Raw genomic sequence first — 21844 nt, 5'->3', positions numbered from 1 at the left:
CGCCAAGCGGCAATGCACATTTCGGGAAACCCTGATATGCTAGCCAATACACGCTTTCTGTTTCGCCAAAGCAAATATTGTGCAGCTGCACCTAACGCAGGAAGCAGCGCTCAAATACCATCGCTTTCTGCATCGCAAACATTTCCGTTTTTCTGCCAGAGAGACTGGCGGCCAAGAAGACGGAATAGACATCGACTGGTATTTGGCGCTTATCGGCAGAGCGTTAATCTTTCATTAACCTTAAACTCCTTGCAGCACGGGCAGAATCGGAATTATAGTTGCGAAAATATGAATGCCCGGCGCTTTTTTGCGAAAGTGTCATAAGCAAGGACATTAGTTCTAAAAATGAACGAGCACAATGCGAACCGCTTCGACCATGAAATTGCCAGCCAGGGAGCGAAGATTTCTGGTGCGCTCAACATGTTGCGCACCCAGCAATATCCGCCTGACGCGCGGAAGACCCTGCGGCGCTTCCAGCTTCCAGAGGTTGCCGACCTGATCGGCGTCACGCAATCGCATTTGCGGCAGTTGCATAGTGAGGGCAAGGGTCCTGAGATCGAGGTGGTTTCCGGACGCCGTTACTACACTGCCGAGCAGATGCTTGAATTGCGCTCCTATCTCGAAGAGAACAAGAAATCCGACAAGAGGATCTATCTGCCACGCCGCAAGGCGAACGAACCGCTGCAGGTTCTTTCTGTCGTCAATTTCAAGGGCGGCTCCGGCAAGACAACAACCTCCGCCCATTTAGCGCAATATCTCGCCTTGACCGGCCACCGCGTGCTGGCGATCGATCTCGATCCGCAGGCTTCGCTCACATCGCTTTTCGGCATTCAGCCTGAGCTCGACGAAATCGCGTCGCTTTATGAGGCCCTGCGTTTTGACGAGGACAGAAAGCCGATCGCCGATGTGGTGCAGTCAACCAACATTCCCAATCTGGATATCATCCCGGCAAATCTGCTGCTCCAGGAATATGAATATGACGTTCCGCTTGCCATCTCCGGACGCAAGGGCGAGGAGGGGCGGCTGTTTCATCTTCGTATCGTCAATGCGCTCAAGGAAATCGAAGACGACTACGATGTCGTGGTCATCGATTGTCCGCCGCAGCTTGGATATCTTACAATTACCGCTCTGATGGCGTCGACAGGCATCCTGATCACCATTCATCCGCAGATGCTCGATATCATGTCGATGTCGCAGTTCTTGCAGATGCTCGGCGGTATCATGACCTCGGTTGCAGATGCAGGCGCTGAAATCAGGGTCAAATGGTTCCGCTACCTCATTACCCGTTTTGAACCCACCGACATCCCGCAGGCCCAGATGGTGGGTTTCATGCAATCGATGTTTGCTCAGAACATGTTGCGGAACCATGTCCTGAAATCGACAGCGATTTCGGACGCGTCGATCAAGAAGCAGACACTGTATGAGGTTGAGAAGGGCGATTTCGTCCGTTCAACCTACGAACGGGCAATGGAAAGCCTCAACGCCTCCAACGGAGAGGTCGCAGAACTCATCCACCAAACCTGGGGGCGGAGATGACGCATTTGTCAGCCGTTTTTTTTGCTAAATTCTCTCCATTTTTCAGAGACTTATTCAAAATGAGCCTGAAGGAAGTCATCCATGTCGCGTAAAAACCCCTTTGCAAATCTTGATCTTTCCTCGATCGGCAGCGCAGGTCCAGCGGCAAAGAGCGGCTACGGTATGACCGGGGCCGCCAAAACCGTGGTGCGGTCAATCGAGGAAATGGCGGAAAACACCAAACGTCTTATGGATGGTGAGACAATTGTAGAGATCGAGCCACAATTGCTGGACGTTTCTTTCGCCTCCGACCGTCTGTCGGACGAAGATGCGGAACTTCTCGCCCTGCAAGAGGCAATCAGGGATCATGGCCAGACCTCGCCTATTCTGGTGCGTCCAAATCCGCACAATTCGGAACGTTATATGGTGGTGTTTGGTCATCGCCGTGCGCGCGTTGCGATGAATCTGGGCGTGAAGGTCAAGGCCGTTGTCAAGAGACTTGATGATGTCGCATCCGCCATCGCACAGGGACAGGAAAACTCGGCCCGTTCCAATCTCTCTTTCATTGAACGGGCTTATTTCGCTCAGAACCTGCTCAGCAACGACATGAGCAAGGAGACCGTCAAATCAGCCATTGGTGTTGATGATGCACTGCTGTCAAAGATGCTCAGCGTCATCGAGACGATACCGTCGCCGATAACCATGGCGTTGGGTGCCTCCAAAAAGATCGGTCGTGATAAATGGCTCTCGCTACGCCAGATCATTCTCAATCCGGCCTATTTGAATGTGGCGCTTGAAAAGATTGATTCCGAAGCTTTCATGACATTGCCGGAAGACGAGCGTTTCGACGCGCTCCACGACTATCTCAAGAAATATAGTGCGCGTTCGTCAGCGAAAGCACCTGCCAAGGCGGTGATTGAGAAATCCTGGGCTTCCGATGACAGAGCGGTGCGCTTTTCCATGAAACAGAAACCGAAAACTGTGGCCATTGAATTGAGTAGCGCGGAAGCGCGGCCATTCAGCGACTGGCTTTCAGGCAATATGGATCGGTTCTACAACGAATATAAAAGCGCGAAGACGCAAAATAGCGGAGATTAACAGCAAAAGAAAAAGGCCCCCGATAACGTTGCCGTCATGGAAGCCTTCCTCAAGTTTGGTCGCTTAGAGAATCGCATTTCCATGAATCACTGTCAAGAGCGTTAGGCGTCAATTTGGCGGGCAGATTTCTTTTGCCTTTTGAAAGGTAAGGAAAATGCACATTCAGGAGAATGTCACGTCCACATTTCGTGGGCGAAGGGCTTCGTTTGCCCAAATGAAAATTGCGAGCCAGCGCACTTGCCCTACCGCAACAGTCAATCGCTGGGTTGTCTATAAGCAGCTTTGTGTCGCAAAATCCGCGTTCAAGATTAATGATCGCTGCCTTGCCGTGCTCAGTGCCTTGCTGTCGTTCTACCCCGAGAATGATCTGAGTGTGCGCAGCGGACTGGTGGTATTTCCGTCAAACCGACAACTCGCATTGCGTGCCCATGGCATGCCGGAGTCGACGCTGCGTCGTCATCTGGCTTCCCTACTCGATGCCGGATTGATTATTCGGCGCGATAGTCCCAATGGAAAGCGCTATGCCTATAAGACTGGCGAAGGCAAGGTGGAGGAAGCTTTTGGGTTTTCGGTCGCTCCTTTGCTCGAGCGCGCTGCCGAAATTTCCAAACTTGCCGAAACCATTGAGGAGGACGCCAAGCGTCTTAAGCGCACGAGAGAGCGTCTAACGCTTTGCCGCAGGGATTGTTCACAACTGCTCGAAACCGATGAGATCCTGGCGCAGGGAGTTTTACGCGCGGCCCTGCATCAGCAGTTTAGAACGATCGTGGAACGCATTCCCCGGCGTGCGCAAGCCGCGCAGTTGGAAAACATCCTGAACGAGTTGTGCGTTCTTCGCGACAAGATTGCTAACTGCATGAATTTGAAGGAAGATGTCGAAGAATTGAGCGTCAATCATGCTCAGATTGAGCGGCATCATAATGAATCACAAGCTGAATCTCTTATAAAAGATCAAAAAGAAAGTTCAGTTGATTTGGAGGAGGAACGGTCGCAACCGTCACAGCCAATGACAGGGCAGGGCGCTGGGATGCAGAACGTGCAGCCCCTGCATGTTTCATTGGATTTGGTTCTGCGAACCTGTCCTGATATTCAAGACTATGCCTGTGCACCAATTCGCTCCTGGCGAGAGTTAAGTGATGCAGGACGCGTCGTTTCGTGTTTCTTGGGCATCGCCCAGCATGCCTATGACGAGGCACAGCTGCTGTTGGGGCAGGAGAGAACCGCAGTGGTCATCGCGTGGCTGCTACAGCGCATTGCTGGGATCAGGTCGGCAGGCGGGTATTTACGGTGTCTGCTCAATAAAGCGAAGATCGGTCATTTCTGTGTTGCACAGCTTCTGACAGATTCCGTCAAATAGAAGCGGTGACCAAACATCGCGCTGAAATGGAACATTCAAGCAAGTCCGCTTCAGTTTCTGTCACTTTGCCTTGATATGATCAAAATTGGTTGTGCCGGGTGTTGACCAGGATCGGATTTACGCGCCCATGCGCTGGGTGGAATGTCGGATCTGGATGAATTGCCCGTCATTGCGAGCCCGTGTCGATAAGGGATAGGGTCAGAAAGACCAAGCTTGTTCAAAATGGGAAGTCAGTATCTGACTGTTTTTTAACCAGAAAAGTGATTAAAATAAAGCAAAGAAGCCATTCTGTTTCATCACAGTGACACCGCTTGTGGCTCAAAATCTGCAGATTGTTAAAGAGGACGATTGCAGGCGAATGCTCATGAGGAACCAGGAGGGCGCAACCCTCAATCCGAAGCGTGCAAGCTATCATCATTCGTTCATTTCAAGCAAGATTTCAGTTGATCTATCGGTCTCAGAAGTCCCGGCGGGCTTATGAAGTCTGCAGAAGGCTGGTCGCTATAGCTTGAGTGGCATGGCGTGCGCTGCCCATTTCAGTCCTTGCAATGAATATGGGAAGAACATTCACCCCCAGCGCTATCGGTTTAAGAGTGGTCAAATGCGGCTGCGCCTCATTGTTAACCGCGCTCAATCGGCAAAATGCGACACCGAGGCTTGGGCGTGGCGAGCGCAGCACAGTTTAATCAATCCGCACTCTGATTGCATACTGCATTGACAGTTCGGCCGGCACCGAAACGTCCCCCAAACGGGGCCTGCTAGAAAGGAACGAGAGATTGCATCAACAATAACGGGTCTATGATGGTGGGTAGAACGAAGCTGGCTACGGAGCTGGCGTTTCTTCTGGTACTTTCGACGCTGTGGGGAGCGTCCTACACCCTCATCAAAGTCGGTGTCGAAACGATCCCGCCGATTACGTTGATCGCTGTCAGGACGCTTGTCGCGGGGGGGATACTCGTGACGGTGATTTGGCTACGTGGACTCAAGCTGCCGCGTGATCGACAAGTCTGGACCCGCTTTCTGTTTCAGGCCTGTCTTAACAGTGTCGTTCCATTTACCCTGATCGCATGGGCAGAACAAAGCACTGAGGCGGGCCTTGCGACGATCCTGAATTCCACCTCCCCCATCTTTGCTTGCTTGCTGACGGTATTGATTGCCCGCGATGAAAGCATAACGGTCCGCAAGCTGGTTGGCATTTTGGCAGGAATGGCTGGAATATGCCTGATTGTTGGCATTCAAGTGCTCGAGGGGGTCGGGCGGGAGATTTGGGCGCAACTCGCCATAGTCATTGCCACAATTTGTTATGCCGGAGCCGCAGTCTTTGGCAGAAACTTCAACGGTCTTGATCCGATGATGCCGGCTGCAGGTTCACTCATCTGTGGCGCAGCCATCCTCACGCCGATCAGCCTCATTGTCGATCAGCCATGGGCGTTATCTCCAACTGCGTATTCCATTGTCGCACTTCTGGCGCTCTCCGTCTTCTCAACAGCGCTTGCCTTGGTGATTTACTTCCGGCTTGTTCGAACGCTTGGCCCTGTCGGCACAACGGCACAAGCCTATCTCCGGGTGCCGATCGGCGTTGCAATCGGCGTTGTCCTCCTCGAGGAGAAGCTTTCCTCAACCGCATGGATTGGAATGGCTTGCGTCCTTGTTGGCGTCCTCGCCATGACGTTGCCTGCCCGAAAATATAACGCCCCTGACGAAGACGAGGGTAGCCATGCTGATGTCGAACGCCCGCGAGACCGGTAAATCCACTTTGAATGGCCACCCCTAAAAAAGCTCGCCTTGGCCGATTTGCTGTGGCTCGCATCCGATCGGGATGACGCCTCTTGCCCCGGTCAAGTCTGCGCGATCGCGTGAGATACCAATGCGTCGAAGGTGTCCATCAATGCACAGATCCTGCCGGGGCGACGGCAAGGAACAGGCTTTTAGCTGTCGAGATGATAAAGGGATGATAATGTTCGAAGCCAAAAACGGTGCGGAATTGGGGAGACGACGTTACCAAACTGGACTGACGCCTGTCCTGGCGCGGTACCCGCCAAGGGCAATCCACCCATGCAACATGGTAAAACTGGTCTTGAAGGTGGATTTTGATATAGGCGAGTTCTCGCCAGTGTTGAGATTACCGAAGATCAGACAAATCAACTAAGCTGTGCCATATGCTGAGGTGGCGTCCGGAGTTGGCGCAATGTCGACCCGATGGTCACGCATGACACCCGTCATAAACTTCTCCAAGACCAATTTAGACTGGCAGAACAGTGGGCCGGACAAAGGCTTCATTCTTAGGGTCACATAACCGGCTCTTGCCATCATCTGATTAAGCATACGATTGCTTGAGTGGAAATCGACGGAATAGATATTGGAAGACATCGCGTCCTCCTTTCGGATTGCGGGTGGGGACAAGCGAATCTTGTCAGCGAACCCAGGTAAAAATTTGATGCTGAAACTTAAAGATGAACTTTAAAGAGCTCAAATGCAAGAATTAAATTGAGGTCATTTAAAGGCGTTTTCTTTATTTACGTGTTATGACCGTTCCGATCCGCAGATTATATAATTTTTTAATCTTAGAAGGTCTTTTTGAATGATCTCAATACAAATTATCTGGAAAATATTATGTGATATTTATTCTGATATATGGGAGATAATATACTTGGGTGCACTGCATAATAGCGTCTTTCTACAGTGAGACGCGCCGCCTGTGAGTTTTTTGCAGTGAAGTCAATTGGACCAGACCGCAAAAGAGTGCAGAAAGAACCGCAGAAATGATGACGCACTGGGTCAAGCCGAAGCGCAAGTCCTCGCATTCGCGAAGCGGGCGCCATCGAAGCTTTGGCGCGGCTCGACGAGTGACTTGCCTATTCACCCGTTGGAAATGGGGTGATCGAACGTTTCCATTTTACTGATGCCTGCGTGTCGCTTTGGCTCGACGCATTTTCGCTTCTGAGCCTATTCTGCGATCTTAGGCGCGTAACGAACAACCCAACGGCTCAGTGTTGCATGGTCAACGACCAGCCCACATTCAGCTATGATCTCCTTAAGATCTCGATAGAAAACTGAATAACGGACATAGAAGAAAACAGCTTAAAGAATGACACTTTTGGGAAAGTGAGCACCTTTAAAATCCACCGTCATCCGTTTCCATTTCATTGAATTACGTGCACCGATAGTGACACTACTCAGAAGACGTGAAAATTTCGCGACAGAACCCCGATAAGTATAGGACGTCGGCTCTGGTCGGATTGCGCTGAGCATGCTGGAAGTCAGGTTGGCTTTTCCCGAGCAAAATATTGAAGCAACTAATAATTACATTTCGTCAAATAATTCGCGCGCAAATTGAACTCAATGGTGTTATACTGAGCATCTAACGCATAATTAAGTGCGTTCGATCGTTGAAGATCGGATCTCATCATGGACAGATCGAATTGGGTGAAGCCCGCTCTTGGCGGAGCGCTGGCTGGCGTCGTCGCTACAGTGGCTTTCGGCTTTTCGGTTGGCGGCTGGATGACACAAGGGGGATCTGAGCGTCTGATCGCATCTCGGACCTCCGAGGGCGTGGCGATGGCTTTAATGCCTTACTGCATTGAAAAATCCAGGAACGATCCGGCTGTTGTAAACATACTTGCTGAGTTTCGAGCAGCATCGAATTATTCGCGACGCACGCTTATCGAGAAAACAGGCTGGGCAACGCCATTGGGAGAAAAACAACCCAATCCGGCCCTGGCCACTGCATGCGCCAACGAGTTGGCAGAGGCGCGTTGATACAGCTTCCCCCGGAACAAAAGCAGGATAGAATGAACATTGCGCACTTGCCCCAAGCGGCTGAACGGATGCGCACCATAGGCCCAACGCACGAAGATAGCAGAACAGCCAGCAATAACGATCTTAGCAAAGCCCATCAGACGATGGTTTCGCCCTCAACGGACTGGAGGCAGCTGGCAAATATTCTGCGAGGCTCATGCGGCGGTTTTTTCCACACGGTCGACGCATCCACCCCTTTATCGGGGCAAGAGCAATGGCTGATGATACCACAGCGTTGGAACGCAAGGTCTTGGCGCATGAACAAATACTTCAAGTACGCGTTGCACATATGGCAGAAACGGAACCAAGATTTCTGGATCGACTAAAAGCCGTGTTCTCTCCGCCGCATCGTCCGGGTTCGAAGCAAGTGGACACTGTCGATACCTCTCAATACGCCGAACAATTCATCGACGAAATTGAGAAAATGCAGCATTATAAATCATCGCGATGAATTTCTAAATTTAATGTAAAAAACTCATAAGTAATATTTTTAGATATATATGAAAAAACAAATTTTATATTGCTATTTTATTCATATAAGCGCAAAGTTTATTGTCAACAGCAATTGAGAAGGGCGCTGTCGTCGGGAGAATACAATCTCCGGCCCCAATAATGAAGGAGGATGTCATATGTCTTCCGATTCACGCCTGCGGTGTGCCGCTCCTCGCAATTTCTCAGTAGTTCGCAATTTTCTGGAGCATTCAGGCTGTGCGGTTGACGGGGCCGCTACGATGCAGAGGACTTTGCATGCGGCCAGTTCCTTTTCCCAGATTGATTGCGACCGCTGCAACGACCCAGTTGCGATGCCGGAAATCGTTTTGGGATTTGTGAGGCCACGTATCTCTCAAATCCATCTCGCCGCATTGAAACGCTTGGAAAGTGAAGGTGGCAGCCCGACCCTGAAAATCGCTCGGGATTCTTCGATCCTTAGACCGCCGGAAACGACGAAATTTCCTTTCAGGTTGGCTGATGATTGACTTGCCGAGAGCACCACGCGAGGTGATGGTGAAGGAGATGGCAACGTTACGCGGCCAGAGAATCCTGTATCCAATCATTCTCAACATCGTCAGAACAGAAAACTGGGTGAGGGAACCGTTTAGTGCGAGATGCTTGGCCAAACATATGCCTTCAACGCAGCTCATTTGGCTGCAGGTTTACCTCAGCAGGAATGCGGCGACTTCGCAACGTGACCATCTGGCGCTTTTTGTAAGGGTCTATCGAGGGTGGTACCGTCTGAACGATCACTGACAGAATGGAGTTGAGGAAATGAAAGTTCAAAGACCTTTCGATGTCGGTCTAAGAGTGTATCTCATCGCTGGTCTAATAATAAGTATCGATCTTGCTTTGGTTGCCTGGCTGGTCATCGGCTATGATCTGATTGCCAGATAGCTGCCTTAAAGCTGAGTATTCGATACTATCGCTGAAGGTTCTAGCAGCATGCTTCGCCAGATCGTTTTTGCTCCGGACCACTATCATCGCATGCTGCATAGTATTGTGTGTTTGGAAGTTGCGCCAGAAGCTGGCAGGCCAGAGGCTATAAATTGTCGGTCCGCTGAGGGCAAAGTCCATCCAAGCGCGGTCATGGCCGCGATGGGTCTTCGCCCTTGTTCCTGCTTTTTCGCGCCGCCGATTGGCTGGAAAGCGAGGTTTTATAAATCGTCATGTTTCGGAAAGAAGACCAGTGCCTGCGGCCTGATTTGATGGGCGTTGCTGCGAGGGTCGGCCAATTGGTTTCTTTTTTGGCTTGGGCAACAAGCCGTCGCGCTGCGCCTTTTTCTTGGCTTCCTTCCTTGCTCGACTGATTGCGGCATCCTTTTCACGTATCCGCCGCTCCGACGGCTTCTCGTAGGCACGACGCGCCTTCAATTCGCGAAAAACGCCTTCTCGCTGCAGCTTCTTTTTAAGGACGCGGAGCGCCTGATCGACGTTGTTATCTCGGACGAGAACTTGCACAATAACTCCTCATTGCTGTTAAGTATTTTGATCGCGCGCGATTCTTGCCGTCTTCAAGCGTAGGGTCTTCGCGTCTGTTACAGTTTTTTCTCGGCTTGAAATCGCTTTGGCCGTCTTATCGCTTGCGGATTTTTGCGCTTCCATCCGCGAAAGAAGCGGTTTGAAAAGCGTATCTTTGGTAAGTTCTATCATCGCGCTTGATCTCCCGTTGCATGATTTATCCCGCTAACGAGCACGGCTTTTCGAACAGCCGCCGCCACTGCGTCGCAAAACGTTGGACAGCTTGGACCATTCGCTCGACAATGCATTGTTGGGATTGTGGTAGCGAAGGATCATCGGACGGGAGACGGGAGCGGCCCGTTTCCCCTCGGAAGGGATGCGGTTTATGATTGAATGACTTGGTGGGTTTGGCAAAGGAACCTCCTGATTGGAATCCTGATCCTGTTAGCAAACAGGAAATAAAAAAGGCCGAGCGTGCACTCGACCCTTCAAAAGCGATCCTCAAATTCGATGCCAGTACATCCGTGGTCAAAGAACAGAAGAAAACTACTTTAGGCAGCCTGAAGATTACAAGCCGACATCTTGCCAGATTTACGATCCTGCTCGAGGTCATAAGTTAACTTCTGGCCTTCAGTGAGTGAAGAAAAGCCCGAGCGCTCAACCGCTGAGATGTGAACGAAGGTATCCAATCCACCATTGTCAGGCTGGATGAAGCCAAAGCCCTTTGTGGAATTGAACCATTTAACTGTTCCGGTGTTCATGACAAACCCTTTCGTGAAAACATGAATGACGACACGCTAACGCGCGGCGCAAAGTGATACGATCTTTAAAAAGGGGGTTCGTTCAGCGCACCGTGCTAATTGTGCAATAAGCAAAAACTCTTCAACAAAATATCGATAGAATTTATCTAATATAATCTATAAGAAATGTCAATAAATATTAGAGAAATATTTTTAGCATGGGAGTCTTTAGCGAATATCGGTACCAATTATTCAAAAATATTTTAGAAATTATATTTGACTGGTCCTTGCCCCAAGAAATTGCATTATCTCGGTTGCAGGAATCGCCCATGCTAAGATGGATTTCAACGCAGGCGGCGCGCGCAACAGTTTCAAAAACAGCCCTTCATTCAAAGCCATTTTTTTTCGTGCTGCGCGGCTACGGTGATGTTTTTGAGGTTATCCATCGGTGATGGAATTCCGGGCTAAATGCGGGATTGATCGAGATAAGGTCTGCTGATCACGAATGTGCCGCTCGGGTCCTTTACGCCAGCTCAAAGCGGGCGGGTTCATGTAAGGTCGCGACAAAATTACCGCATCTGATTTGCTAGGGTTCGTCGCCGGCAGAAAATCTTGCCCGCTTGGAGGCGGTCGTGTCGATGAAGTCGGATTGAGGCCATTGCTTGGGCATTGGGAATGGTGCGTTGAAGAACGCCGAAACGCCTCACCGCATGAAGAGGGTGTTTTTGCGCAACGATGATTGAGCGATATGTCGGGATATTTGCAAGGATGTGAAACTTCGGCACATTTGGACAAGGATGGCGATGATGGGGCGAAGTGCTCACGCCGATCACCACCTGTTAACACGCCAAAGCCGCAAAGAGGTGCAATTCACCCCTATCCTAGAGACTGGTATCAAGCTTTGGCGTCATCATCTCGAACATGGGTAACGAAGCCGCTCCCAGCGCTGCGGTAAACTGCCCGGTTTGTCCCCGAAGCACACGCGGCAGCGCACGCGCACTTCTGTTTGCAACGGATATGGGCAGTTGGTCCATCTGCAAGATGAGTGCATCTATCAAAGGATCGGGCAACATTCCGCCCAGGATTACGGTCTCGGGATCGAGTATGTTTTCGATAATTGCGATCATCTGTGCGAGATGTTGCGCGGCATCCCCCAGCCAGTCCAAAATGACCGGGTTGCGGTCGCGCAAAAGTTCTTCCAGCCTTTCAAAGCTGACATCGAACAGTCCCGCATTGGACAGCCTCTCTTTAAGAACATGCACCGAGGAATAGGTTTCCAGACAGCCACGCTGGCCACAGGAGCAAGGACGCCCACCGGGAACAATCGAGATATGTCCTATTTCACCCGCATTGCCAAAAGCGCCGCGAAACGGGGCGCCATCCTGGATCATACCGAGGCCGATACCGGCCCCAAAATAGATCATCGCGAAGTTTGAAATCGTGCGTCCTGCGCCGAACAGGCGTTCGCCGACGGCTGCGGCATTTGCATCGTTTTCGACGATAACAGGTTCACCGAAGGCTTCACTCAATAGATTTGCAGCATCAATCCCTGCCCAACCCGGCAGCGTGGTCGGGCCGACGGATGTCATACCTTCAATGCCAAATGGGCCTGGCATGACGACGCCGATGCCGAGCAGGCGTGCATCAAACGCGGATTTGATCTTGTCAATCTCGATACGAAGCTGACTGCAAAGCGCGTCCGGGCGCGTGTCAGCCATCAGATGTACCTGCTTTTGCCGCGGCACACCGGACAGATCAAGCACCGTCGTTACAATATGGGTCGAGCCCATTTCGATGCCGATTGTCATCGCTCCTGACGGATTGACTGCAAACTGGATAGGGGGTTGTCCGCGCCCTGTCTTCAATCGCCCAAGCTGCATCAGAAAATTCTCTGCAACCAGTTCATCGACGATATTGGCGATGGCCTGCGCGGTCAGATGCGTCAACCGCGCGATATGCATGCGCCCCACAGGGCCATGTCGGCGAACGACATCAAGCACCACCCGCCGGTTATGATCGCGGATTCGTTCAGGATTTTTGCCCAGAGTAATCGGTTGCGTGTCTGGATGCGCTACAGCTGGTGATGTTGCCGCCTTTGATTTCATACTGTCTCCCGAATGCCTCGAATTTGATAGCGCAGGTCAGTTTTAACAGCAATATATTAATTCAACTAAATTATCTTATTGACAAATGCCTCGCAAAATTGAAGCCTAGGGTGGGGCGAAAATCGCTCTGCCGACATTGATGGCACGAAGCCCATCTGTCGACGGTGAGGACGCTGCAAAATGCAGCAATGGTGGAACCGGCAGGTCATTGATCTGCAGATACCTTGCTCAGGCGCCAGAGGGACTGAGTAATGGGGAGGTCTTATGAAAATGGGTAAGTTGCTGCTTGCGGGTCTTGTGGCCGGTTTAAGCTCAATCGCAATCAATGCCGCACAGGCAGTTGAAATCGAATATTGGCAATATGTCTTTGAATCGCGCGTCAAGACGATGGACACGCTGATCGAGAATTTCGAAAAAGCCAATCCGGATATCAAGGTCAAGCAGGTCACGTTCCCTTACGACGATTATCAGACCCGCGTTATTGCGGCGAAGATGGCCGGCAAAAGTCCGGACGTCATGCAGTTGTTCTACGGCTGGCTTGATAAGTTTGCTGCCGGCGGCATCTTGCAGCCACTGCCGCAGGACGCATTTCCGCATGACAAAATCGAAAGTGAATTCTTCCCGATCGTCGGTGCAATGAAGCGCGGCGATGAATATTACGGCTTGCCAACCGCTGTGCGCTCGCTGGCGCTGTTCTACAACAAGAAGCTTTTCGAAGAAGCCGGCCTTGATCCCAACAACCCACCGAAAAACCTCGACGAGTTGCTTGCCTATGCGCAGAAGGCCACCAAGCGCGATGCTTCCGGCAATCTGTTGAGTGAAGGCATCACGCTGGATATGCCGGGCCAGGATCTGCATTGGTGGCGCGAAGTGCTGGTTCGCCAGTTCGGCGGCAAGCCTTACAGCGATGATTATCGCAAGGTTGCCTATGACGATGCCGCCGGTGAAAAGGCGTTGCAGTTCTACACCGACCTGCAGACCAAGTATAAGGTCGGCGAAGTGAAGTTCATGGATGAAGGCCACGCCGCATTCCGTTCCGGCAAGGCGGCAATGACTGTCGATGGGACGTTCCGTCTGGCAGCCTTCAACACCATCAAGGACTTCGAGTGGGGCGTGACTGAGCTGCCAGCCAATGCTGAGGGCGTGCGTTCGAACTATGCCAGCTATTTTGCCAATGGCATCAGTGCATCGGCAAAGGGCGAAAAGCTGGAAGCAGCCTCAAAGTTCCTCAACTATATCACCTCGCCCGAAGCCATGGAAATCTGGCTCAAGGGTGTTGGCGAGTTGCCTGCGCGCCGTTCGGCGGCTTTGACGGAAACCAATCTGGCTGATCCGGTTTATGGACCCTTCCTCAAGGGACTGGACTATGCCCACACAACCATGTTCACCGATGAGCTGAAGCAGCGCCAGATCGTCGTCGACATGTCTAACCGCGTGATCCTGCAGAACCAGCCAGTCAAGCAATCCCTTGATGAAGCTGCCAAGGCTGAACAAGCCATTCTCGACACTGCGAAGTAGAACTGGCTTCGGTCGGGCGGTTCTTACGGACCGCCCGCTTCCGATTGTGGCTGCCCCGCAACGCATCGGCCGGGCAAAGGATTTTTATTATGACAATGACGGCTGAACCCGATCATACAGCGCGCAGACCTTTCGGTTCGCGACTGACAGATCGCCTGTCGATGAAAACCAGACGATTGATTTGGGTGTGGAGCTTTTTGGCTGTGCCCATCCTTTTCTATAGCGTCATCCGCTTTTATCCGACGATTGAAGCCTTCTGGTTGTCGTTCACCAACTGGGACCTGATGAGTCCGCCGGAGTTTATCGGCATTGCGAACTATGAGAAGTTGTTTGCCGATCCTGAATTCTGGAAAGTGTTCAAGAACACCTTCATCTACCTGTTGGTGGGCACGCCTATCAGTCTGGTTCTGGCTTTTGTCATCGCTTATTACCTCGACCGCGTCAGGCTGATGCACGGCTTTATTCGTGCCTTGTATTTCCTGCCATATCTGACCACGGCCGCAGCAATGGCATGGGTATGGCGCTGGTTTTATCAGCCTGCACCCATAGGTTTCATCAATAATATCCTGAGTTCTCTCGGTCTGCCGCAACAAGGCTTTCTGCGCTCGGTTGATCAGGGGCTTTATGCCATCATGGCGACGTCAATCTGGGCAGGTCTTGGCTTTCAGATCATCATTTTCATGGCGGGCTTGCGCGCAATTCCCGGCACATTCTATGAGGCGGCGCGTATCGACGGGCTTGGCGAATGGGCCATTCTGCGCAAAATCACCATTCCGTTGCTAAAGCCAACAACTGTGTTTCTGGTGGTGTTTTCCTCGATCGGCTTCCTGCGCATCTTCGATCAGGTCTACAACATGACCACCAATGATCCAGGTGGCCCGCTGGGATCGACAAAACCACTGGTGCTGATGATCTATCAAACGGCATTCTCATCCTATGCGATGGGCTATGCGGCTGCGCAAACCATTATCCTCTTCATCATTCTGCTCTGCGTATCCCTGTTACAGCTCTGGATTCTGAGGGAAAAGAAATGACCGCGCCTGCACAGACCAAATCCCTTCCGTTCCAGAACCTGAAGCCCGGGCGTATCATCACATGGACTTTGCTGTTCATCGGCGGTCTGATCATGATCACGCCACTTGTCTTCATGTTTTCCACCTCGTTGAAAACTGCAGGTCAGGTCTATGATTTGAGGCTCATTCCCGCGGAGCCGACGCTTCAAAACTATGCCACCATTCTTGCTGACGGGCGCTTTCTACGCTGGTTCATGAATTCGATGCTCGTCGCGGTGGTCGTGACCTTATCGAACGTCTTTTTTGATAGTCTGGTCGGTTATACGCTGGCAAAATTTCAGTTCCGTGGCCGCTATTTCATCTTCCTGGCGATCCTCTCAACCTTGATGATCCCCACCGAAATGCTGGTCATTCCATGGTATCTGATGTCGAGCAAGCTCGGTTGGCTGGATAGTTACTGGGGCATCATGTTCCCCGGCATGATGACGGCCTTTGGCACCTTTCTGATGAAACAGTTCTTTGAAGGCGTGCCCAATGATTTCCTCGAAGCTGCGCGCGTTGACGGACTCAACGAATTCCAGATCTGGTGGAAAATTGCGATGCCGCTGGTCACACCGGCCCTGTCGGCGCTGGCGATCTTTACTTTCCTTGGCAACTGGACGGCATTTTTCTGGCCGCTCATTGTTTCCACCAGCCCTGAACTTTATACGCTGCCAGTGGGACTATCGAGCTTCGCTGTTGAACAATCGATCCAGTGGGAAATGATCATGACGGGGGCAGCAATTGCCACGCTGCCAACGCTGATCGTTTTCATGCTGCTTCAACGCTACATCGTACGTGGTGTCATGCTTGCTGGTCTGAAAGGTTAAACCATGTCTGGTCTTGATCCGAAAGTTTCCGATAACAGTGTTTTTCCCGATCCGGTCTACAAGGAAACCGTGCTGCGACCCTTATTCGATGGTGCCAAAACGCATCATGTCGACGGTCTCAGGCGCATCGATCGCGCCCATCTGGTGATGCTGGTTGAAACCGCCATTCTCGATCGCGATCTGGCGGCGCAGATCGCAGTTGCGCTCCAAGCGATTGATCAGGAAATCAATCCGGCCGAATTGATCTACACCGGAGAGGTTGAGGACTTCTTCTTTCTTATCGAGAAGGAACTCAAAGCCCGGATCGGTGCCGATGTCGCAGGGCGTCTGCATACTGCACGCTCACGCAATGATATTGACCATACGCTGTTCAAGCTTGGTTTGAAAAAGCGCATTGATGCACTGCTTCAGAAGTCACGCCACCTGCTGGATGTGCTGCTTGCAGCTGTCGAACGCGAACAGACAACATTGATCGTCGCCTATACCCATGGACAACCGGCACAGCCGACCACATTCGGCCATTACCTTGCTGCAGCCACCGAGGTGCTCATCCGGGATATTGAACGGCTTGAAGCCGCTCGGGCGATTGTAAACCAGTCACCGATGGGGGCAGCAGCCATCACCACCACAGGCTTTCCGATCGACCGCGCGCGCGTCTCGGAGCTGTTGGGCTTTGCTGCCCCCTTGCAGAATTCCTACAGCTGTATCGCAGCGGTTGATTATGTCACCGCGACCTATTCCGCACTGGAACTGATGTTCATTCATCTGGGCCGGCTCATTCAGGACTTCCAGTTCTGGACAAGCTTTGAAGTTGGACAGATTTATGTGCCCAACGCCTTTGTGCAGATTTCCTCGATCATGCCGCAAAAGCGCAATCCGGTGCCAATTGAACATATGCGTCATTTGTCGAGCCAGACCATGGGGCGTGCTCGCACGGTGCTGGATGTGATGCACAATACGCCATTCACGGATATGAATGACAGCGAGGGCGAAACCCAGCAGATGGGCTATGAGGCTTTCGCCTCTGCCGGCCGCGTTCTGGATCTTCTGGCGGCGTTCATTGACGCCATTCGCATCGATCCGGCGCGCGTTGCGGAGAATATCCGTCGTTCCTGCATCACCATCACGGAACTGGCAGATTCGCTGGTGCGCACTGAGGATCTTTCATTCCGTCAGGCCCATGAGATTGCAGCGACCGTGGCGCGCGCGGTGGTGGCAAAGGGTGGCGGGCTTGAGAAGGACGGCTTTGCGCCGTTCCTTGCAGCATTTGCTGAAGCAACCGGCCGCGAACCATCCTTTGATCGGGCCAAATTTGAAGATCTGGTTTCACCACGGCATTTCGTGGCCGTCCGTGATCGACTGGGGGGGCCGGCACCGCGACCGATGGCCGAAGCGCTCGCTCGCTACCAGCGCGATGTTGCGGGTTTTGCAGAACGCGCTGCAGACCATGAAGCTTATGAGCGCAGAGCCCAGCAAGAACTTGATGAAAAATTCAGCGCAATTGCGGAGACACGTTAATGGCAACCATTGAACTTGAAAAACTTGTCAAACGTTACGGCAAGGTCGAAGCGGTTCGCGCAATCGATTTGCAGATCGAAGACGGAGAATTCGTCGTCTTCGTTGGCCCTTCCGGCTGCGGTAAATCAACAACGCTGCGCATGATTGCCGGTCTGGAAGATATTTCTGGCGGAAGGCTGAAAATTGGCGGCGACGTGGTCAATGAACGCGATCCGAAACAACGCAATATTGCAATGGTGTTTCAGAATTATGCGATCTATCCGCATATGAGCGTGCGCCAGAATATTGGCTTTGGCCTTTACACCTCAAAACTGTCCAAGGCGGAAAAAGCCAAGCGTATCGAAGAGGTTGGTGCATCGTTGGGACTGACCGCCTATCTGGATCGACGTCCAGCGGCATTGTCCGGTGGTCAGCGCCAGCGTGTGGCGATTGGCCGTGCGATGGTGCGCAATCCGTCAGCCTTTCTGTTCGATGAACCATTGTCCAACCTTGACGCACAATTGCGCGCGCAGATGCGCATCGAAATCAAGCGCCTGCACCAGAGCCTCAAGACAACCACCGTCTATGTGACCCATGATCAGGTCGAAGCGATGACGATGGCTGATCGTATTGTGGTGATGCGCGACGGCCATATTCTGCAGACTGGCACGCCGACAGAGCTTTATGAGCATCCGGTGGATGTATTTACCGCGCGCTTTATTGGAAGCCCGTCGATGAACCTGCTCAAGGGCCACCGCAACGGTGAGACGGTGCGATTTGGCGCGGATGGCGACGTTTTGATCGGTATCCGCCCGCATGAATTGACGGTTGGCGAAAGCGGCGCGGCCGGTGGGATATCGCTGCAAGGCGTTGTCACAGCTGTTGAACCGTTGGGATCGGAAACGCTTGTTCATCTTGATGTCGATGGTGCGGCAATCATTGCGACAGCACCGGGAAAAACCGTGCCAAAGGCTGGGGCGACGCTGAGCGTCTTCGCACCGGCTGGTAGCCTGTATCTGTTTGATGCCAAGACAGAAAAGAGCCTCGGTCGTCTATAATGTCAAAACAGTTTAAAACCCCCGCTGTCCTGAGCATAGGACGGATTTATTGCGACCTGATTTTCACGGGTCTGCAGGCATTGCCAGAGCCAGGCCGCGAAGTATTCGCCGCTGATATGAAAATTGCAGCTGGTGGTGGTGCGTTCATCTCCGCCGCGCATTTCGCTCATCAGGGGCGCTCGGTTGCTCTGGTTGCGCGGCTAGGAACCGACAGCCTTTCGCAGGGCTTGGTACCCGATCTGACGATGGAAGGTCTCGATCTGCGCTTTCTGGAAATATCCGATGAGGCAGGACCACAAGTGACTGTGGCAAGCGTTATCGGCAATGATCGTGCATTCCTGTCGCGGCGCGCCGGAACAGTACAGCCATCGACACTTGAAGAGGCGCTCGGCTGGGAAAATGCAAAGCATCTGCATATCGCTGAATATGCGACATTGCATGAAATTCCCGGTCTAATCAAAAAGGCCAAAGCTGCCGGTTTGACCGTTTCCCTGGATCCAAGCTGGGACGAGGCGTTGATATTTAACGCGGATTTCCTGACCAATTGCGCGGGCGTGGACATCTTCCTGCCAAACAGCGCAGAAGCGGAAGCTTTGACCGGCGAGAGTGATGCCAGCAAAGCGCTCGATATTTTGTCCGTACATTTTCCAGTCGTCGCACTGAAAGCGGGCGCAGAGGGGGCGTGGGTCCGTTTGGCGGATACGGCCATGCACCTCCCGGCAAATAAGGTTGAGGTTGTCGACACCACGGGCGCGGGCGATGCCTTCAATGCCGGCTTCATTGATCTCTGGATGGATGGACGCTGTGCTTTGGATTGCCTGGAGGCCGGGGTTGAGCGTGGTAGCCTTGCGGTTCAGGCTCGCGGTGGCGCATCTGCCCTGCAGGGTTAAGCCATCACAAAGTTAAATTTTCCATTGGGGGTTTCAATGGCTACAACATCCTTTATGCGCCAGGAAACAAATGAGGCGTCTTCCGTGGTTTCTCGCCTGTTAAGCGAGGAAGCGGCGACAATCCACGAAATCAAGCGCATCTTTGAGCAGCGCGCCCCGCGTGTGATTACAACGGCTGCACGTGGATCTTCAGATCATGCTGCATCGTTCTTCAAGTATCTGTTTGAAATCAGTGTTGGCTTGCCCGTCGCGTCGATTGGCCCTTCGGTCACCTCTGTTTACAACGGTCGGCTGCAATTGCAGGACGGTTTGCACTTTACGGTGTCACAATCTGGCGCAAGCCCCGACATCGTGGCTCTGCAGAAAGCTGCCAAACAGGGCGGGGCAATCACCGTGGCAGTGGTCAATGTAACCGATAGTCCTCTGGCAAAACAGGCAGATATTATTTTAAACCTGCACGCCGGCAAAGAACAAAGCGTTGCAGCGACAAAATCATGCATCGCGGCTGCAGCGGCCCTTGCCGCCGTTACCGCAGCAATAACGCGGGATCAGGCGCACCAAAACGCCCTGGCACGATTGCCGGAAGCGCTGGAACTGACCACCCGTTCAACCGTCGATCCCGCTTTGGTTTCTCGCCTTGCAGCAATCAACGAAATGTATGTGGTTGGACGCGGAACCGGCTTTGCGGTGGCATTGGAAGCAGCATTAAAAGCCAAAGAGACCTGCAGCATCCACGCAGAAGCCTTTTCGCTCGCTGAGGTGATGCACGGCCCGATCCGGCTCATCCATGGTGGTTTTCCAGTGCTGGCATTTCTTAATCGGGATGAAGCCTATAATGCCGGTCGGCAGGCTGTTGAAAGATTGATCGCGTTGGGCGGAGATGTCGTGACAATTGGTGAAGGCATCGTGCCGGAAAAAACCATTCCGACGGCTGCCACAGGCAACACTCTGTTGGACCCGCTGGTCGGACTGGGGGCCTATTATGGTTGTATTGAACAAATCGCGCAGGCCCGTGGGTTAAATCCTGATACTCCGATGAATCTCAGCAAGGTCACGGAAACGCTATAGGTCGCGCATCGATTTTCGGCTACCTCGGAAAGATTCTGAAGCGGACAGCGCCCAAAATATGCCTGGGCCTGCTGTCCGCGTCGCATTGCAGAGCGTTGTTTCGTTGCCGCTTAGGCCCACCACAGTCGGCCCAGAGCCGAGCGGGCACGTGTTGGCGGTCAGGGCAGGAATTCTGACCAATTTGAAAAAAGGGTGCCGTCCGTGCTGTTGCCATGGCGATCCCGCGCAAGACACCCAAACCCACGCCCGTTCTGAGCTGAACAGTGGTTGGATCGGCGTTGCCATCTTCCCGTGACATGATGCTTGTTTTTCTTAAAGCGGCCGCGCAGTTCTTAGCGGAAACTGCTGATCCGCCGATGCGCTGTTGAATGATCGGGATTGATCCCACACTTCGCCGTCATGTCTTTCACATAACCCGACGCATGACCGGTCCCGCGTGTCTCTGCGGCTTTGCTGATCGGACAAAGCGACTTGCTTGCCGGTTAAAGCAGCCTGGGAAAAATTTCCAAATATACTTTGGTATAGGCAGCATAGCCCAACGCACCTGGCGATCTCGCAGCTTTTGCGTAGTCTGCCATTGATGCTTCTGGTAATGACAATTTGTCTGAGCCAAGGGTTTGGCTCTCAACACAGGAAACCACAATGTCCAGCGACAGTAGTCGAAAGCGGTCGCCACTGGGGTGGTCTGGCAAGAGTTGATGGAAGCTCTTACGCAGACGCCTTGAGTGGCGCGTCATGAGGTAAGAGATGAATATTACGACAATCGCCAAGTTTGGTGCGTGCTTTGTCATGGGCATGCGCTCTGCGCTGCGTCGCGCCAGTCTTCGTAAAAATCAGCCGGGTAACGATGCTTTTTCAGGCCGTGCTTGCATCGAAGACGCGACAAGCAAGCCTGCCAGGCTGACAGCCATCTGGCACGTCAACCCCAAAAATGGACAGGTCGAGTGCCATTGGACCACCGACCCTGAAGACATCGCCTCCTATCAGGCATTGCCCGTTCTGGAGCGCTTTGGACTTATCCTTGCGGCCAGCCAGCAGAACAGGGCATCACACCGCGTGCACGGGTGAGCAGGGGCCTTGAGAGCGTTGCGCTGACAGGCGCAACCATTTTGCTTGCAGCAGGCACGGTTGCCCGCTTCTGGCTCTGCTCGAAGCGAAAGCCAAGCCTGCCTGATGGTGATCATGAAGACGATAGAGTCTCAACAAAGGACTGAAACAATGGATGACGACCCCAGTATGTCCGCTCAGTTTGCATATCGGATGCGGCCTGAGCGGACTTCGCACGCCTTATACTCCCAAGTGAACCGGACGTCGCTTCGACGCTACGGCATGGTGGTGCACATCCTTTAACCGGGTGGGCATGTC

At 52.5% G+C, this 21844-nt stretch carries 19 protein-coding genes and 1 pseudogene; 15 read left to right on the top strand and 5 right to left on the bottom strand.

All coding sequences use genetic code 11. The annotated features are described in order from the left end of the window. The first annotated feature begins 345 nt into the window (after window positions 1-345). The 4 genes from repA to ABWV94_RS17495 all read left to right on the top strand — a co-directional run bounded on the left by repA (window position 346) and on the right by ABWV94_RS17495 (window position 5719). Window positions 346-1536 carry a plasmid partitioning protein RepA gene (repA, locus tag ABWV94_RS17510; protein ID WP_079210503.1) on the top strand — a complete coding sequence of 397 codons (1191 nt, stop codon included), beginning with the start codon at window positions 346-348 and terminating at the stop codon, window positions 1534-1536. 81 nt (window positions 1537-1617) lie between these two features. After that, on the top strand, window positions 1618-2613 hold the full coding sequence (gene repB, locus ABWV94_RS17505) for a plasmid partitioning protein RepB (protein WP_113497172.1): 996 nt from the start codon (window positions 1618-1620) through the stop codon (window positions 2611-2613). Window positions 2614-2767: 154 nt separating this feature from the next. Further along, window positions 2768-3970, top strand: coding sequence for a plasmid replication protein RepC (gene repC, locus ABWV94_RS17500; protein ID WP_113497170.1), 1203 nt, complete (start codon window positions 2768-2770; stop codon window positions 3968-3970). Between the two features lie 801 nt (window positions 3971-4771). Beyond that, complete coding sequence (locus tag ABWV94_RS17495) at window positions 4772-5719, top strand: DMT family transporter (protein ID WP_113497333.1); 948 nt, start codon at window positions 4772-4774, stop codon at window positions 5717-5719. 396 nt (window positions 5720-6115) lie between these two features. On the opposite strand, the gene ABWV94_RS17490 is transcribed toward ABWV94_RS17495, so the two are convergent. Next, window positions 6116-6340, bottom strand: a complete 225-nt coding sequence (locus tag ABWV94_RS17490; protein ID WP_079210498.1) for a hypothetical protein — start codon at window positions 6338-6340, stop codon at window positions 6116-6118. A 582-nt stretch (window positions 6341-6922) separates the two neighbouring features. Beyond that, window positions 6923-7102, bottom strand: a pseudogene (locus ABWV94_RS17485) (IS6 family transposase); the annotation flags it as partial. Window positions 7103-7378: 276 nt separating this feature from the next. Between ABWV94_RS17485 and ABWV94_RS17480 the strand changes: the two are divergent. The 3 genes from ABWV94_RS17480 (at window position 7379) to ABWV94_RS17470 (ending at window position 8745) form a co-directional block, all read left to right on the top strand. Next, window positions 7379-7729, top strand: coding sequence for a hypothetical protein (locus ABWV94_RS17480; protein WP_113497165.1), 351 nt, complete (start codon window positions 7379-7381; stop codon window positions 7727-7729). Window positions 7730-7982: 253 nt separating this feature from the next. After that, window positions 7983-8219, top strand: coding sequence for a hypothetical protein (locus tag ABWV94_RS17475; protein ID WP_353414698.1), 237 nt, complete (start codon window positions 7983-7985; stop codon window positions 8217-8219). Between the two features lie 178 nt (window positions 8220-8397). Further along, a complete protein-coding gene (locus tag ABWV94_RS17470) occupies window positions 8398-8745 on the top strand; it encodes a hypothetical protein (protein WP_113497161.1) in 348 nt (115 codons plus the stop codon). Between the two features lie 682 nt (window positions 8746-9427). Here the strand turns inward: ABWV94_RS17470 and rpsU are convergent. The 3 genes from rpsU to ABWV94_RS17455 form a co-directional block, all read right to left on the bottom strand. Next, window positions 9428-9721 carry a 30S ribosomal protein S21 gene (rpsU, locus tag ABWV94_RS17465; protein ID WP_113497155.1) on the bottom strand — a complete coding sequence of 98 codons (294 nt, stop codon included), beginning with the start codon at window positions 9719-9721 and terminating at the stop codon, window positions 9428-9430. Window positions 9722-10272: 551 nt separating this feature from the next. After that, window positions 10273-10482 (bottom strand): cold-shock protein, encoded by a 210-nt coding sequence (locus ABWV94_RS17460; RefSeq protein WP_113497153.1) that lies wholly within the window; start codon window positions 10480-10482, stop codon window positions 10273-10275. Between the two features lie 860 nt (window positions 10483-11342). Next, a complete protein-coding gene (locus tag ABWV94_RS17455) occupies window positions 11343-12566 on the bottom strand; it encodes an ROK family protein (protein ID WP_113497151.1) in 1224 nt (407 codons plus the stop codon). Between the two features lie 270 nt (window positions 12567-12836). On the opposite strand from ABWV94_RS17455, the gene ABWV94_RS17450 reads away from it, so the two are divergent. The 8 genes from ABWV94_RS17450 to ABWV94_RS17415 all read left to right on the top strand — a co-directional run bounded on the left by ABWV94_RS17450 (window position 12837) and on the right by ABWV94_RS17415 (window position 21547). Beyond that, complete coding sequence (locus ABWV94_RS17450; protein WP_113497331.1) at window positions 12837-14084, top strand: sugar ABC transporter substrate-binding protein; 1248 nt, start codon at window positions 12837-12839, stop codon at window positions 14082-14084. Window positions 14085-14173: 89 nt separating this feature from the next. Then, window positions 14174-15118 carry a carbohydrate ABC transporter permease gene (locus ABWV94_RS17445; protein WP_502905189.1) on the top strand — a complete coding sequence of 315 codons (945 nt, stop codon included), beginning with the start codon at window positions 14174-14176 and terminating at the stop codon, window positions 15116-15118. Next, window positions 15115-15966 (top strand): carbohydrate ABC transporter permease, encoded by an 852-nt coding sequence (locus ABWV94_RS17440; RefSeq protein WP_113497149.1) that lies wholly within the window; start codon window positions 15115-15117, stop codon window positions 15964-15966. The genes ABWV94_RS17445 and ABWV94_RS17440 overlap by 4 nt, the downstream gene beginning before the upstream one ends. A 3-nt stretch (window positions 15967-15969) precedes the next feature. Continuing rightward, complete coding sequence (gene argH, locus ABWV94_RS17435) at window positions 15970-17484, top strand: argininosuccinate lyase (protein ID WP_353414694.1); 1515 nt, start codon at window positions 15970-15972, stop codon at window positions 17482-17484. Next, window positions 17484-18521: an ABC transporter ATP-binding protein gene (locus tag ABWV94_RS17430; RefSeq protein ID WP_353414692.1), complete on the top strand. Its 1038-nt coding sequence runs from the start codon at window positions 17484-17486 to the stop codon at window positions 18519-18521. Before argH ends, ABWV94_RS17430 begins: the two co-directional genes overlap by 1 nt. Beyond that, complete coding sequence (locus ABWV94_RS17425) at window positions 18521-19411, top strand: carbohydrate kinase family protein (protein ID WP_353414690.1); 891 nt, start codon at window positions 18521-18523, stop codon at window positions 19409-19411. The genes ABWV94_RS17430 and ABWV94_RS17425 overlap by 1 nt, the downstream gene beginning before the upstream one ends. A gap of 36 nt (window positions 19412-19447) precedes the next feature. Then, window positions 19448-20479 carry an SIS domain-containing protein gene (locus ABWV94_RS17420; protein ID WP_353414688.1) on the top strand — a complete coding sequence of 344 codons (1032 nt, stop codon included), beginning with the start codon at window positions 19448-19450 and terminating at the stop codon, window positions 20477-20479. Window positions 20480-21226: 747 nt separating this feature from the next. After that, window positions 21227-21547, top strand: a complete 321-nt coding sequence (locus tag ABWV94_RS17415; protein WP_113497137.1) for a hypothetical protein — start codon at window positions 21227-21229, stop codon at window positions 21545-21547. Window positions 21548-21844: the final 297 nt, after the last annotated feature.

The organism is Brucella sp. NBRC 12953 (genome assembly GCF_040369775.1).
Classification (GTDB): domain Bacteria; phylum Pseudomonadota; class Alphaproteobacteria; order Rhizobiales; family Rhizobiaceae; genus Brucella; species Brucella pseudogrignonensis.
The sequence above is the reverse complement of the archived record's forward strand: the minus strand, read 5'-3'. Positions and strand labels throughout refer to the sequence as shown.

Coding starts and splice junctions, on each gene's coding strand:
- ABWV94_RS17420 (WP_353414688.1), top strand. CDS start 19,448: ATGGCTACAACATCCTTTATGCGCCAGGAAACAAATGAGGCGTCTTCC.
- ABWV94_RS17415 (WP_113497137.1), top strand. CDS start 21,227: ATGAATATTACGACAATCGCCAAGTTTGGTGCGTGCTTTGTCATGGGC.
- ABWV94_RS17425 (WP_353414690.1), top strand. CDS start 18,521: ATGTCAAAACAGTTTAAAACCCCCGCTGTCCTGAGCATAGGACGGATT.
- ABWV94_RS17490 (WP_079210498.1), bottom strand. CDS start 6,340: ATGTCTTCCAATATCTATTCCGTCGATTTCCACTCAAGCAATCGTATG.
- ABWV94_RS17480 (WP_113497165.1), top strand. CDS start 7,379: ATGGACAGATCGAATTGGGTGAAGCCCGCTCTTGGCGGAGCGCTGGCT.
- ABWV94_RS17445 (WP_502905189.1), top strand. CDS start 14,174: ATGACAATGACGGCTGAACCCGATCATACAGCGCGCAGACCTTTCGGT.
- ABWV94_RS17475 (WP_353414698.1), top strand. CDS start 7,983: ATGGCTGATGATACCACAGCGTTGGAACGCAAGGTCTTGGCGCATGAA.
- ABWV94_RS17470 (WP_113497161.1), top strand. CDS start 8,398: ATGTCTTCCGATTCACGCCTGCGGTGTGCCGCTCCTCGCAATTTCTCA.
- ABWV94_RS17450 (WP_113497331.1), top strand. CDS start 12,837: ATGGGTAAGTTGCTGCTTGCGGGTCTTGTGGCCGGTTTAAGCTCAATC.
- ABWV94_RS17460 (WP_113497153.1), bottom strand. CDS start 10,482: ATGAACACCGGAACAGTTAAATGGTTCAATTCCACAAAGGGCTTTGGC.
- ABWV94_RS17495 (WP_113497333.1), top strand. CDS start 4,772: ATGGTGGGTAGAACGAAGCTGGCTACGGAGCTGGCGTTTCTTCTGGTA.
- argH (WP_353414694.1), top strand. CDS start 15,970: ATGTCTGGTCTTGATCCGAAAGTTTCCGATAACAGTGTTTTTCCCGAT.
- ABWV94_RS17440 (WP_113497149.1), top strand. CDS start 15,115: ATGACCGCGCCTGCACAGACCAAATCCCTTCCGTTCCAGAACCTGAAG.
- repA (WP_079210503.1), top strand. CDS start 346: ATGAACGAGCACAATGCGAACCGCTTCGACCATGAAATTGCCAGCCAG.
- repC (WP_113497170.1), top strand. CDS start 2,768: ATGCACATTCAGGAGAATGTCACGTCCACATTTCGTGGGCGAAGGGCT.
- repB (WP_113497172.1), top strand. CDS start 1,618: ATGTCGCGTAAAAACCCCTTTGCAAATCTTGATCTTTCCTCGATCGGC.
- ABWV94_RS17430 (WP_353414692.1), top strand. CDS start 17,484: ATGGCAACCATTGAACTTGAAAAACTTGTCAAACGTTACGGCAAGGTC.
- ABWV94_RS17455 (WP_113497151.1), bottom strand. CDS start 12,566: ATGAAATCAAAGGCGGCAACATCACCAGCTGTAGCGCATCCAGACACG.